Genomic DNA, 14102 nt, shown 5'->3' with positions numbered 1-14102 from the left:
GAGCGATTGCCGCATGCGCAGTCGGTGGCCGACTACGAAGCACTACTGCCATGGAACTGCTCGCCAGAGATGCCACGGTAAACACAAGGCGCATCTACCGGTAGGTGTGCTTTATGGATCGGATACCTTCAACCCAGTGCTCTGCAGATCAAAAAACGGTGCACTGGGAGACAAGCCAGTGGCCTGCGTCAGCGCGTAGCTTAAGGCCGTGGGCTAGACAACCGTCATGGCCCCACCCAGACAACAACAAGATCCCTGGTGACCCATGAGCACAGTAGATCCGATCACCCTGGCTGTCGTGCGGGGTGCGCTGGAAACCGCGCAGCGAGAAATGACCCTGACCCTGGAAAAAACCGGCCGCTCGAGCGTATTCAACCTCGCTCACGACTATTCCAATGCGCTCTTCGACCACCTCCCGGAAATGGTCCTGCAAGGCCAGGACATCCCGATCCATTTGGGATCACTGATTCCCGCAATGAAGTGTGTGGCCGGTTTCTTCGGCGATGACATTCTTGAAGGCGACGTCATCTATCACAACGACCCGGCTTACAAAGGCAGCCACATCCTTGACTGCTGCATGTACAAGCCGGTGTTCTATAAAGGTGAACTGGTGTTCTGGGCTGTCTGCAAAGGCCACCTCACCGACATTGGCGGCCCGGTGCCAGCCGGTTACAACCCGGACGCCAAGGAAATCTACGCTGAAGGCTTGCGCATTCCGCCGGTCAAGCTGTGGTCGCAAGGCAAGCGTCGCGAAGACGTGATCAACCTGCTGCTGACCAACATGCGTGCCCGCGCCTATCAGGAAGGCGACATGAATGCCCAATACGGCGCATGCAGCGTCGGCGAGCGGCATTTACTGGAGCTGCTCGACCGCTACGGCGTCGAACAAGTGCGCGCCTGTATTGCCGAGCTCAAAGACATGGCCGACCGCCATATGCGCGCCTTGCTGCGTGACGTGCCGGATGGTTTCTACACCGGTACCGCGATTCTCGAAGACTCCGGTCACGGCTTGGGCGAGCTGACGATCACAGCGCAAGTGGAGATCCGCGGAGACGAAGCCCACGTGCTGATCGAAAGCCCACCGCAAGTGCCGTACTTCATCAACTCCTACGCGGGCAACTCGATCTCCGGGGTTTACCTGGGATTGATGATGTTCGCTCAGGTGCCGCCACCCTATAACGAAGGCCTGTACCGTTGCGTGAGTGTCGATCTCGGCCCACCTGGCACGCTGTGCAACGCGCAAGAACCGGCGCCGCACGTCAACAGCACCACTACGCCAATGGAAACCCTCGCCGACGCCGTGCGCCAAGCGTTGGAACAGGCCGCACCGGATCGCGTCACCGCGTCCTGGGGCCATGCCAGCGGAATCAACATCGCCGGGCACGACCCGCGTAACAGCAACAGCGAATACGTGACCATGGTCCTGGCTTCGATCATTTCCGGTGCCGGCGCGAACAAGACTATGGACGGTTGGCCGGCGTGCGGCCCGCTGTGCTGCTTCGGCGCATTGATGTCCGGTGACATCGAGTTGCTGGAGTACTCCTACCCGGTGCTGATCCACCGCTACAGCCTGATGACCGATAGCGGCGGCGCCGGCGAGTTCCGTGGTGGCTCGGGCACCCGCATCGAAATCGAGCCGCTGAACCATGCCATGACGGTGGTCGGTTTTGGCGAAGGTCGTCAGTTGCCGACTGCCGGGGCGGCGGGCGCGAAGAACACTCTGTTCGAACCGAAACTCGGACGGCTGATTCATCGCAAGGTGAGCGGTGAAGAAGACCACTTCACCTACAACGCTCTGCTGACAGCTCAACCGGGCGAACGCGTGATCAACGTCAACCCGGGTGGCGGTGGCTATGGCAACCCGCTGCAGCGGCCTGTCGCCAACGTGCTTGAAGACGTGCTCAACGGCCTGGTTTCGGCTGATGGCGCGCGCCTGGAATACGGCGTGGTGATCGACAGCAACGGCCAACTCGACGAAGCCGCCACCCGCGCCCACCGCGCAGCGCATTGAGTACAGCCCCCTTGAGCAACGCAGAGACTCACACCATGACTAAGCAGCAATATCGCCTGGGCATCGATGCCGGCGGCACCTTCACCGATTTCATCCTCGCTGACCGCAGCGGCAACGTGCAGCTATTCAAGGCGCCGTCCACACCGCAGGACGGCACGATCGCCATCCGCAACGGCCTGGCGCAGATCGCCGATGCGATTGGCCGCACGCCGGCACAAATCATTGCCGACTGCGACTTGTGCATCAACGGCACCACCGTGGCCCTCAACGCGCTGATCGAAAAGACCGGGGTCAAAGTCGGCCTGCTCTGCACCGACGGCCATGAAGACAGCCTGGAAATCCGTCTGGGCCACAAGGAAGACGGCCATCGCTACGATGCCAGCTATCCGCCGGCCCACATGCTGGTGCCGCGTCATCTGCGGCGTCCCATCGGCGGGCGAATCATCAGTGACGGCAGCGAATACAGCCCACTGGACGAGGCGGCGATCCATGCCGCCATCGACTACTTCCGCGAGCAAGACGTCAAAGCCGTGGCGATTTCCTTCGTCTGGTCAGTGCGCAACCCGAGTCACGAACAGCGCGCAGCCGAAATGGTCCGCGCCGCCTTGCCGAATGTGTTTGTTTGCACTGGCAACGAAGTGTTTCCACACATCCGCGAATACACCCGCACCTCCACCACGGTGGTCAACGCCTACCTCAGCCCGGTAATGCGCCGATATATCGAGCGCATCGACGCACTGTTCGAGGAGCTGGGTGCGCAACAGCCAACCCGCTACTTCCAGTCCAACGGCGGCCTGGCGCCGGGCGTGATCATGCGCGAACGTGCGGTCAACGCGATCAACTCCGGGCCCGCGTCGGCGCCGCAAGCCGGGTTGTGCGTGGCCCAACCGTTCGGCATCGACAACGTGATTACCGTCGACATGGGCGGCACCTCGTTTGACATTACCCTGAGCAAATCCGGGCGTACTAACTTCAGCAAAGACACCGATTTCCTGCGCTACCGCATCGGCGTGCCGATGATTCAAGTGGAAACCCTCGGTGCTGGCGGCGGCTCGATTGCTCACCTTGACGCCTTCGGCATGCTCCAGGTCGGCCCGCGCAGCGCCGGTGCCAATCCCGGACCGGTGTGCTACGGCAAGGGCGGCGTCGAGCCAACCGTAACCGACGCCAACCTGGCCCTCGGCTATCTGGCCGATGGTGCGTTGCTTGGCGGCAGTATTCGCTTGAATCGCCAGGCAGCGATTGACGCTATCCGCATAAAAATCGCCGAGCCGCTGGGTATCAGTGTCGAGCGAGCGGCCATCGGCATCATCACGCTGGTCAACCTGAACATGGTCAGCGGTATCCGCCGGGTGTCCGTGGAGCGCGGTTATGATCCTCGTGAATTCGCCCTGATAGGCGCTGGTGGCGCAGCGGGCATGCACGTCATACGCCTGGCCGAAGAAATCGGCAGCAAGGTGGTGCTGATCCCTAAGGTCGCCTCGGGCCTGTGCGCGTTCGGTCAGATTCTGTCGGACATTCGCTACGACCAACTGACCACCCTGCCGATGCGTCTGGATGACGCATTCGTCAATCTGCCATTGCTCAATCAGACCCTGAATGAACTGCGTGAACGCGGCATGAACAACCTGCGCGAGGATGGTTTCAGCGCCGGCAACAAAGTGGATTGCCTCTACAACCTGGAGATTCGCTACCTCGGCCAGATCCACGAATGCAGCGTCGAACTGACCTGCGCCCCACTCGACGAAGCCGGCCTGGTGGCCTTGCGTGATGCGTTCCATACGCGGCACAAAGCGCTGTTTTCCTACAGCGAACCCGAAAGTCCGATCGAATTGGTGAACCTGGAGTGTTCGGTGATTGCCCGCCTGCAACACCCGCCCATGCCGGAGCTTCCAATTCCTGAAAATGCGGGCCCCGCCGTGCCGCAAAGCCACCGTTCGATGCTTTTCGACGGGCTGGATACCTGGCAGGAAACACCGGTGTACAACGGCGACCGGATGCAAGTCGGCCAAACGATCCAGGGCCCCTGCGTGATTGAGGAAGCCACCACCAACATCGTTGTGCCTGCAGGTTGGCAAGCAATCCTGGCACCATCGGCCACGTACCGCCTGACACCCGGCAATTGACCGTTAGCGGCTTTTGACCAAAGATGGCCCACCAACAGCACCGACGGTTCAGACCCTCGGTGCTGTCCTCGATAAAACAAAAAAAGAGGGGCGATAATGGCTCAACACCTGTCCACTCGGTATTGGCCTGACAGTGAACGGCAACCGCGCTGGGCTGAGGCAATCGGCAGCACTTACTTCCCGCTTTCCCTGGAATTCAATCCTGAGACCCGGTTTCAGGGCAGCCTGCAAATCTGGGAAACGTCCAGCACCTCGCTCGCCTTGTCCCGCCTGCGTTCCAGCCAGCTCGGTTATTCGCGCAGCAAAGCTCAGGTCAGCGATGACTCCGAAGCCTGTTACCTGGTCACCGTGCCTCGCCGCGCCGAGGTGCTGTTCGAACAGGACGGCCGTGAGCTGCATTGCCAGCCCGGCAGCTTCATCTTCGAACGGGGTGATGCGCCCTACCGCTTTCGCTATGCTGCCGACAACGATCTTTGGGTATTCAAGCTGCCTGAACGCGCGCTGCAAGGGCAGCTGCGTGGTGCCGAACGCTACACCCGCTTTTGCTTTGATGCCCGGCGCAGCCTGGGGCGAATTTTTGTCGATCAACTGGCAATGTGCGCCGCGCGCTTTGACGAGTGCGACCAGGCGGCCCGCCACATGCTGCTCGAACAAGCGCTATCGACACTGCTGATGACCCTGCGTCAGGACGAACGAGTGCTCAACAGCGAAACCTCGAACCTGGCGGCGCTGCACCTGCAACGCATCGAGTACTACGTCGAAAAACACCTGTGTTCCCCCGAACTGAACCCGCAACACATCGCCCAAGCCTGCGGCGTGTCTGTGCGCTACCTGCATAAACTGTTCGCCACCACGCCTTTCAGCCTGGGCGAGTGGATCCGCCGACAACGCCTGGAAGCCGTGCATCGCAGCCTGCGCGACCCGCACTGCCATTTGTCGATTGGTGAACTGGCGTTGCGCTGGGGCTTCAACGATCAAGCGCAATTCACCCGCGGCTTTCGCCAGCACTTCGGCAGCACCGCCAGCGAGGTTCGGGCGGCCCGCACGATAGGCTGACCGCCATTAAGCCGCGCCCTCACGGTTTTTTGTCAGTAAACTCTCCGCCTTTCGCCGCTATCATTTCGCGCGGCCACACCTTAATTTTTCGCGGAGTTTGCCTTGCGTCTGTTTCACACCTCCGACTGGCACCTTGGGCAGAACCTGCACGGCCAGGAGCGCGATTTCGAACACGCCTGCTTCCTCGACTGGCTCCTTCGTCAGCTGGGTCTGGAAAAGCCCGATGTGCTGCTGATCGCCGGCGATATTTTCGATACGGTCAACCCGCCGGTCAAATCCCAGGAACGCCTTTACGACTTCATTGTCAGCGCCCATGAACAGCAACCGTTGCTGACTATTGTGATGATCGCTGGCAACCACGATTCCGGCTCGAGGATCGAGTTGCCCGCGCCGTTGATGCGGCGTTTGCGCACCCATGCCCTGGGTCGGGTGTTGTGGCTCGATGACGGTCAGCTGGATGCCGAGCGATTGTTGATTCCTCTACCCGACGCTAGCGGCGAAATTGCTGGCTGGTGTCTGGCACTGCCTTTTTTGCGGCCCGCCGAAGTCACCGGCGCGCATCTGGGCGACGACTATCTGCGGGGGATCGGCCAGGTTCATGAATGGCTGATCGCTGCGGCGAACGCCAAGCGCCAACCGGGTCAGGCGTTGATCGCCATCAGCCACGCGCACATGGCCGGCGGTTCGGTCTCGGAAGATTCCGAACGCAGCCTGATCATCGGCAACGTCGAAGCGCTGCCCGCCAGTTTGTTCGGGCCAAGCATCAGTTACGTCGCGCTCGGCCATTTGCACAAGCCACAGAAGGTCAACGGCGAGGAGCGTATTCGCTACAGCGGCTCGCCGATTCCGCTGTCGTTCTCCGAAATCAATTACCCACATCAGATCCTCGACATTCAACTTGAGGGTGAAACCCTGATCAGCGTCGAACCGCGCCTGATCCCGCGCGCCGTTCACTTGCAACGCCTGGGCCCGGCGCCGCTGGCTGAAGTCCTGCTGCAACTGGCGGATCTGCCAAACATCGACCTGCTGGCCGACATCCAGCGCCAGCCATGGCTGGAAGTGCGGGTGCGTCTCGACGAACCGCAGCCTGACCTTCGTCACCAGGTGGAAACCGCCCTGCAAGGCAAAGCCGTACGCCTGGTGCGGATCGCCGCCGAATACGCGGGCAACGGTCGCAGCGAAGGGGCCGATGAAGGTGGCCGACTGATCGAACTGGACCAACTCACCCCGCAGGAACTGTTCAGCCGCGCCTGGCAGGAAAACTACGGCAGTGAAGTCGATGAGCAGACCCTCAATGACTTTGCCGTACTGCTGCAAGACGTTCAGATGGAGAGCGAACAACCATGAAGATTCTCGCGATCCGCCTGAAAAACCTCGCCTCCCTGGCAGGGCCGTTTGAAATCGACTTCACCGCCGAGCCCCTGGCCAGCGCTGGCCTGTTCGCCATCACCGGGCCGACCGGTGCCGGTAAAAGTACTTTGCTTGATGCCTTGTGCCTGGCGCTGTTTGGCGCCGTGCCGCGTCTGAACAACACCGCACGCGACGCCAAGGTTCCGGATGCCGATGGTGAGATAGGCACCGGAGACCCGCGCACCCTGCTGCGTCGCGGCACCGGTGAAGGTTATGCGGAAGTGGATTTCGTCGGCATCGACGGCCGTCGCTATCGTGCCCGCTGGGAAGCCAATCGTGCCCGAGACAAGGCCAGCGGCAAGCTGCAAGTCAGTCGCCAGAGCCTGCGGGACATCGACCAGGATCAACTGCTGGCCAGCCAGAAAGGCGAATACAAGACTCAGCTCGAAGCCGCACTAGGCCTGAACTTCGAACAGTTCACCCGTGCCGTAATGCTGGCCCAGAGCGAGTTCAGTGCCTTCCTCAAGGCTGACGACAACGATCGCAGCGAGCTGCTGGAAAAGCTTACCGACACCGCGCTCTATACACGTTTGGGTCGCCGGGCCTTCGACAAGACCAAAGAGGCTCGCGAAGCCCACAAGCTGTTGCAGGACCAGGCCACCGGGGTCACGCCGCTGTCACCCGAAGCTCGGGCCGAGCTCGATGAGCGCTTCAACGATGCTCAGCAGCAACTCAAGACCCAGCAGGCGCAGCTCAAGCAACTTGAGTCACAGCACACCTGGCTCAAGGACCTGCGCCAGTTACAGGACGAGCAACAGAGCGCCACCGAGCAACTGCACAACGCCCAGCAGCACTGGGACAGTCTGGCCGGCGAGCGGTTGAAGTTGACCCGCCTGGAACAACTGGCCCCGCAACGGCACCAGTTCGCGCGCAAGACCGAACTCAGCACCCAGCTCACACCGCTGGCCGCACAGATTCAGCAACACACACAACAGCAAAGCGAACTGCATGAGCGCCAGACTCAACTCGATCAGAGCCTGAACACCGCCCACACCGCGCTGGCCGAGGCCCAGAGCCAACACACCGCCAGCGCTCCGCTGCTGCGTCAGGCCTTTGAAGAGCAAAACACCCTCGCCCGTCTGATCAAGGACGCCAGCCTCAGTGCCGACCTCAAGCAACAGGCGGAGCTGGCCTGCACTCAGGGTCAGAGCACCATTCAAGGCTTGCTTGACCAACAAAAGCAGGTGGCTGCACGCCTGGAGCGAATCGCTGCGCAGCTTGAGCAGAGTACCCATCTGGCGCCGTTGAGCGATGCCTGGAACGCCTACCGAGATCGCCTGCAACAACTGATGCTGGTGGGCAATCGTCTGAACAAGGGCCAGACCGAACTGGCCGCCCTGGAACAGAGCGCCGCCCGCGCCGCCGAGGAACTGGCGGCACAGCGCCAAAGCCTTGACGTGCTGTACAAAGAGGCCGGTGCCGAACCTGACGCGGTGGCCGAGCAGATCCAGATTCTCGGCAGCCTGTTGCAGGACAACCGCAAGCAGCAGCGAGCCTTTGAAGAGCTGACACGACTGTGGGCCAGTCAGCAGGAACTGGACAAGCGCGCCGCAGAGCTGCAGCAGCGGCAGCTCGCCGCTCAGCAAGAGCGCGATCGTCTAACCCTCGAAGGTGGAGAAGCCAAAGCCGAGCTGGCCGTTGCCGAGCAGACCCTGACCGTCACCCGCGAACTGCTGGAGCGTCAGCGACTGGCCCGTAGCGAAAGTGTCGAGCAATTGCGCGAACAACTGCAGGACAATCAGCCCTGCCCTGTCTGCGGCAGCGCCGAGCACCCCTATCATCAGCCCGAGGCGTTGCTGCAAAGCTTGGGTCGTCACGATGAAAACGAACAAGCCAACGCCAAGAAAGCCGTCGACTTACTCAATGAAAAAGTCATCGATCTGCGCGCTCAATTCAGTGGATTAATCGCTCAACAGAAAGAGCTAAGACAGCAGCAAGAACAACTCACCGCCCAGCAACTGAGCCTGAAGCCGAGCCTTGAAGCGCACCCGCTGTCGGCGCAGTTACTGGCCCAGGACGCGACCAAACGCGATGCCTGGTTGACGCAACACAGCAGCCAGCTGAACCAGAGCATCACTCAGGACGAACAACGGCAAACTGCCCTGCTCACCTTGCAACAGAATGCCGCGCGGCTTCAGCAGCAACTGCGTAGCGCAGAAGCGGCGAGCCAGCAAACGACGCAACATCTGACCCACCAGCAACGGGAACTGAGCAGCGATCGGCAGCGCCTGGACGAAGAGCTGACGGCGTTCAGTACCCTGCTCCCGACCGACACCCTGGAGGCCTTGCGCAACGAGCCCGCCGCCACCTTCATGCAGCTCGACCGGCAGATCGCCCAGCGCCTGGAACAACTCGACCAACAGCGCGACGAACTGAGTGAACAGCAGCAGCGTCAGCAGACGCTGGAAAAAGAACAGGATCGTCAGCTGACTCGCGTCCAGCAGTTGGAAACCGCCCAGCAGCAGTTCGCTGCCCTCGCCGAGCAGCAACAGACTTGCCAGCAAAAACTGACGCAATTGTTGAGCACGCACACCAGCGCCGAGCAGTGGCAGCAGCAACTGGATCAGGCCGTCGAACATGCCCGCAGTGCCGAAGCAGCAGCCAATCAAGAACTGCAAACCGTTCGCACGCGGTTGGTGCAATTGGCCGCCGAACTCAAGGCGCAGCAAGAACGCTTGCTCGCGCTTGAGACCGAAGACCGCGAGCTGAGCGCCAAGATCGCCGGCTGGCGCGGGTTGCATCCGGAGCTGGACGACGGTGGTCTGGAAGATCTGCTGAGCGTCGACGACCAGCACGTCAGCCAACTGCGCCAACAATTGCAACAAAGCGAAAAAGCCATCCAACAGACCAAGGCCCTGTTGCAAGAGCGGGATCAGCGCTTGCTCAATCACCAGGCGCAACACAATGGCAATCTGGACACCGAACAGCTGGCAACACAGCGGACTGAAGTGCAAAACCTGTCCGCCACCAGCGAACACCGCTGCGCTGAACTGCGCGCCGAACAGGCCGAGGATCAGCGTCGGCAGAACGCCAATCAGGTCCTGGCACAGCAGATCGCCGAGGCCTACAGCGAGTGGCAGCGCTGGGCGCGCCTGAATGCCTTGATCGGCTCGGCCACCGGCGACACCTTCCGCAAAATCGCTCAGGCCTACAACCTCGACCTGCTGGTGCATCACGCCAACGCACAATTGCGGCAACTGGTGCGCCGTTATCGCCTCAAGCGCGGCGGCAGCATGCTCGGTCTATTGGTGATGGATACGGAAATGGGTGACGAACTGCGCTCGGTGCATTCGTTGTCCGGCGGTGAAACTTTCCTGGTTTCCCTGGCGCTCGCCCTGGGCCTGGCGTCGATGGCCTCCAGCACGCTGAAAATCGAATCACTGTTTATCGATGAAGGTTTCGGTAGCCTCGATCCGGAGTCGCTGCAATTGGCGATGGATGCCCTCGACGGTCTGCAAGCGCAAGGTCGCAAGGTCGCGGTGATTTCCCATGTGCAGGAAATGCATGAACGGATTCCGGTGCAAATCCAGGTCCGCCGCCTGGGCAACGGCCTGAGTACACTGGAGGTGAAATGAGTACGGCGACGCTCTACTCCTTCCGCCGCTGCCCTTATGCCATGCGGGCGCGCATGGCGCTGCGTTATTCCGGCGTGGCCGTGAGCATTGTCGAAGTCAGCCTGAAAGCCAAGCCTGCCGAAATGCTCGCGTTGTCGAGCAAAGGGACAGTGCCGGTGTTGAACGCTAATGGCCGGGTAATCGAAGAAAGCCTGGAGATCATGCACTGGGCGCTGGAACAGAATGATCCGCAGGATTGGTGGCTCAAAGACGACCTCGCGGCAAAGCAAGCGAGCACCGCGTTGATCGAAGAGAACGATCAGGTGTTCAAGGTGCACTTGAATCACTACAAGTACGCGGATCGCTATCCGGAGCAGCCGATGGAGCATTACCGCGCGCAAGGCGCCGGGTTTTTACAGACGCTCGATGAACGGTTGCAGGAACATGCCTACTTGGCGGCAGATCACTTGAGCCTGGCGGACATCGCCCTTGCGCCGTTCGTACGGCAGTTTGCTCATGTCGATCGGGACTGGTTTGCAGAGACGCCGTATCGGCATCTGCAGGCGTGGTTGCAGCGGTTTCTGGAGTCAGAGTTGTTTATTTCGGTGATGGCCAAAGTACCTGCCCCACAAACCCTGTAGCAGCTGCCGAAGGCTGCGTCCGGCCGCGCAGCGGTCGTAAAATAATTGATCGCAATTTTTCTGGATGATCCGGGATGCCGATTTGCGACTGCTTCGCAGCCGGACGCAGCCTTTGGCAGCTGCTACAGGGGGATTCACCGCTTCTGAATCCTGCTTAAGCCACCATCGGCTCGGCAAACACACTGCACATCTGCAACGCCGAGCAATCCACTTTGAACGGGCCCAAAAACGCGGCGTTCGGTTTGATCGGCGGATTACCTGCAAGCAATCCCAGCGCCTTGGCGGTTTGAATGTTGTGGGCGATGTTGTGATTGCACTCGATGGCCCGTGCCAAAGAACCGGCCGAGCCCTGCCCGATCCCCAATAACGAAGAGCCGTTGGTCAAGAGCGCCAAGAAGGCGATGACCCAGAGTTTGCGCCCTTTCATAGCGTCGCCACTCCCTGTGCCTGTACCAGCTCGGCAGTAACGCTTTGCGCACGATGTTCGAATTGAATGGCTGGGTAAGCGACTTGAATCGGCGCCTCGATGGTGTGTTGAGTCTGACCAGACAGCGTGACCACGATGATCATGGCCACGTACAAACCGATGGCGACGTAAGCACCGTGTTTGGCAGAGGTAAGAAGTGTGCTGGCCATGGGATTCTCCGCGGGCATGTTTCAGTGCCTACAGAATCGATCAAAAAATAAAGAATAAATAGCGACCTTTATGCATAGTAGCTATCAACTTTATTGATCTTCAATCCGACGTATTTTAGTCCTGCAGCACGCTCATTAATCGCTCGCGCGCGGCATCCGGCTCGTCTGGAACAGGCTGGGCAGCCGACAAAATGGGGGTGGAATAGAGGAACAGAAGAACCACTGCCAGACGCATAACCATGCTGTCGATCCCTTGGAGAGATTGAGTCAATAAATTAGCGCCAAATTTAAACACATGGCTATATGACATTACCAAGGGAATTTGCACGTAGCGCAGAAATCGACAGCCAAACGATTTATGCAGGAGCGACATCACTCTTATTCCCGCTCGACGAAAAATAATCGCTGATCCGAGTCAGTGACTTCGCTCCTGCATAAATTCTTTAATGCTGAGTTTTCAGTGTTGGATCTTGTGATCCAGTGCAGCGTAGAAGTTGGCGCTTTGTTGCAGGTATTTTTGGGTGTAGGTGTGGGTGCTGGATTTTTTCTCGCCGATTGAGACGCTGGCACTGGCAGGCAGAGCCACAGTAGCGGAGATAGCGGAAGCAGCGATGACGGAGAAGAGATTGAAATTCATGGCAATAACCCTCGTGAATTCAGTTGGCTTGCTTGCCCATGTGGGCCGTGAAGCAAACTTACGCCCGAGGGTCGGCGCGTTGAAATTCTTTGCAGCAGTAGCGAATATCAGCGTCATTAATAGAAGTACGCAGGCCCCGTCATCCGGGGCCTGCGGCTTATTGACGCAGCAAAAACCTGATATCGCTGGGGGAATCGAAAGGCAGTTTTTGTACGGTTTTGCCTAATAAGCCAGTCTTGGCGTCCCGTTCCAGCACGACAATCTGATTGCTTTTCTGGTTGGCAATCAACAAGAACTTGCCGCTCGGATCGAGGCTGAATTCCCGAGGATGATCACCCTCCACCGAACGTCGCTGGATTTCCTTGAGCTCACCCGTCGCAGGATCAATGGCAAACACCAGCAACTGATTGGCAGTGCCACGGTTGCTGACGTAGAGGAACTTGCCATCCTGCGATGCATGCAGCGCACCCGCGGCCTTCTCTTCCCTGGGTTGGTTGGCGGCCAGTTCGACCATCTGCCGCTGCACAAGCTTACCTGCCTGGTAATCGAACACCGCAACTTGCGCGCTCATTTCCATGGTCAACCAGGCATGCTTGCCATCACCGCTGAACAGCAGATGTCGCGGCCCGCTGCCCGGCGGCAATTGCACCGAAGCAGGAGTGGCGGCAGTCAATGGCCGTTCAGGATTGGCGTTGGGGTCATAGCGATAGACAAAAATCTTGTCCGCCCCCAGGTCATTGGCAAACACAAACTGACCGTCCGGCGATGGCACCACCGAGTGCACATGGGCCGACATCTGCCGTTCAGGATTGACCCGACTGGACGGATGACTGCTGAGTTGCACCGGCGGCGCCAGCTTGCCATCCGCCGCCACCGGCAATACCGCGAGGCTGCCGCCCGGATCTTCCGCCACCGAGTAATTACTGACGAACAGGTAGCGCCCGTCAGCACTCAGGCTGGAATGCGTCGGCTCATTGCCAAGGGACTGGACCTGATTGATCAGGTTTAGCTGATGGCTCTTCGGTTCAATGGCAAAACTGCTGACACGCCCGACTGGATCGATCTGACCCGGACCGTTCTCGTTGACCACAAACAGTCGTCGCTGATCCTTGGAAAGGGTCAACCACGACGGGTTGGCGCTCTTCACCACCTGCAACGGTTTGGCGTCGAGCTGACCTGTGTGGCTGTCGAACTGCAGACGATAGAGGCCCTGACTCTGGCCCTGGGTGTAGGAACCAACCAACAGCTCGTAGCTATCGACCGGCGCCGCCTGCACGGACATCGCACCCACACTACCGGCCATCAACAATGGCCAGAAGTTACGCATCCACATGCTCGTCATCCTCTTCGTCACCGCCGCTGAATGCACTCATGCACACCAGCCGGTGTTCGCCTGAATCGCCGGTGATGGTCCAGCTCTGCAGGGTCTCATCGAAGGTCGCGGCTTGCACCTGGGCCATACTGAAAACCCAGCGCTTGGCTGCCCGGCCGTCCATGCATTCGATGTGTAGTTGATCCTCTTCGTCGAGAGAGAAATCAAAGGCGTGCAGCCCGTCGATTTCCAGCATGTCGCAGGTTTCGAGGACGGTGAGCAAGGAGTCGGTAGCGGCAGTCATGGCGATCAATCATCAATTGGAAAGTCGCAATGATAGCCCATCGACACAAGCGTCGAGTACGGAACCTGTGGCGAGGAGGCAAGCCCTAATGCCGTTCAGTTAAGCGAATGTGGTCCACTGTAGGAGCGAGCTTGCTCCGGGCGGCGTTCCGACGATGGTCGTTAACGATAACGCGTGTTTACTGGCTAAAGGCGGCGCTCTTGAGTCCATCGCGAGCAAGCCCGCTCCCACAGGGTTAGTGTGAAGCTTCAGATGTAAAAAAAGCCGCAACCTAAGGTTGCGGCTTTGTTGTGTGCGCCAGGCATGGCGCGTTGCGCGCAAGCGCAACCAGTTTGGCTGTGGTGGCCACGCTGGTGACTTGGAGGTGAAAGTCCTCTACACACCCGGCAAGGGGAAGTGTTAGCCAGAGGCAAGG

Annotated in this window: 12 protein-coding genes; 6 read left to right on the top strand and 6 right to left on the bottom strand. The window is 59.7% G+C overall.

The annotated features are described in order from the left end of the window. Positions 1-265: 265 nt before the first annotated feature. The 6 genes from capB (at position 266) to ACZYSM_RS28225 (ending at position 10798) form a co-directional block, all read left to right on the top strand. Positions 266-2011 carry a caprolactamase subunit beta gene (gene capB / locus ACZYSM_RS28250; protein ID WP_489076832.1) on the top strand — a complete coding sequence of 582 codons (1746 nt, stop codon included), beginning with the start codon at positions 266-268 and terminating at the stop codon, positions 2009-2011. Positions 2012-2046: 35 nt separating this feature from the next. Continuing rightward, on the top strand, positions 2047-4137 hold the full coding sequence (gene capA, locus ACZYSM_RS28245; RefSeq protein ID WP_489076830.1) for a caprolactamase subunit alpha: 2091 nt from the start codon (positions 2047-2049) through the stop codon (positions 4135-4137). Between the two features lie 96 nt (positions 4138-4233). Beyond that, positions 4234-5193 carry an AraC-like ligand-binding domain-containing protein gene (locus tag ACZYSM_RS28240; RefSeq protein WP_489076828.1) on the top strand — a complete coding sequence of 320 codons (960 nt, stop codon included), beginning with the start codon at positions 4234-4236 and terminating at the stop codon, positions 5191-5193. Between the two features lie 102 nt (positions 5194-5295). Next, positions 5296-6540, top strand: coding sequence for an exonuclease SbcCD subunit D C-terminal domain-containing protein (locus tag ACZYSM_RS28235; RefSeq protein WP_489076826.1), 1245 nt, complete (start codon positions 5296-5298; stop codon positions 6538-6540). Then, positions 6537-10178: an AAA family ATPase gene (locus tag ACZYSM_RS28230; protein ID WP_489076824.1), complete on the top strand. Its 3642-nt coding sequence runs from the start codon at positions 6537-6539 to the stop codon at positions 10176-10178. Before ACZYSM_RS28235 ends, ACZYSM_RS28230 begins: the two co-directional genes overlap by 4 nt. Beyond that, entirely contained in the window at positions 10175-10798 is a 624-nt protein-coding gene (locus tag ACZYSM_RS28225; RefSeq protein ID WP_489076822.1) for a glutathione S-transferase, read from the top strand. Before ACZYSM_RS28230 ends, ACZYSM_RS28225 begins: the two co-directional genes overlap by 4 nt. Before the next feature lie 154 nt (positions 10799-10952). Here the strand turns inward: ACZYSM_RS28225 and ACZYSM_RS28220 are convergent, their stop codons facing one another. From ACZYSM_RS28220 to ACZYSM_RS28195, 6 genes are all read right to left on the bottom strand, one after another. Continuing rightward, positions 10953-11225, bottom strand: a complete 273-nt coding sequence (locus ACZYSM_RS28220) for a hypothetical protein (protein ID WP_489076820.1) — start codon at positions 11223-11225, stop codon at positions 10953-10955. Then, a complete protein-coding gene (locus tag ACZYSM_RS28215; protein WP_489076818.1) occupies positions 11222-11434 on the bottom strand; it encodes a hypothetical protein in 213 nt (70 codons plus the stop codon). Before ACZYSM_RS28215 ends, ACZYSM_RS28220 begins: the two co-directional genes overlap by 4 nt. A 115-nt stretch (positions 11435-11549) precedes the next feature. Beyond that, positions 11550-11807: a hypothetical protein gene (locus ACZYSM_RS28210; protein WP_489076834.1), complete on the bottom strand. Its 258-nt coding sequence runs from the start codon at positions 11805-11807 to the stop codon at positions 11550-11552. An 84-nt stretch (positions 11808-11891) separates the two neighbouring features. Then, positions 11892-12071, bottom strand: coding sequence for a hypothetical protein (locus ACZYSM_RS28205; RefSeq protein WP_489076816.1), 180 nt, complete (start codon positions 12069-12071; stop codon positions 11892-11894). Between the two features lie 157 nt (positions 12072-12228). Then, the gene (locus ACZYSM_RS28200) at positions 12229-13404 is read right to left on the bottom strand and encodes a lactonase family protein (protein WP_489076814.1); all 1176 of its coding nucleotides are present in this window, start codon (positions 13402-13404) and stop codon (positions 12229-12231) included. Beyond that, positions 13391-13687 carry a DUF5629 family protein gene (locus ACZYSM_RS28195; protein ID WP_489076812.1) on the bottom strand — a complete coding sequence of 99 codons (297 nt, stop codon included), beginning with the start codon at positions 13685-13687 and terminating at the stop codon, positions 13391-13393. The genes ACZYSM_RS28200 and ACZYSM_RS28195 overlap by 14 nt, the downstream gene beginning before the upstream one ends. Positions 13688-14102 lie beyond the last annotated feature (415 nt).

The organism is Pseudomonas sp. F220, from assembly GCF_057813935.1.
Note: the sequence above shows the minus strand (reverse complement) of the source record. Positions and strands in the feature narration are given on the sequence as shown.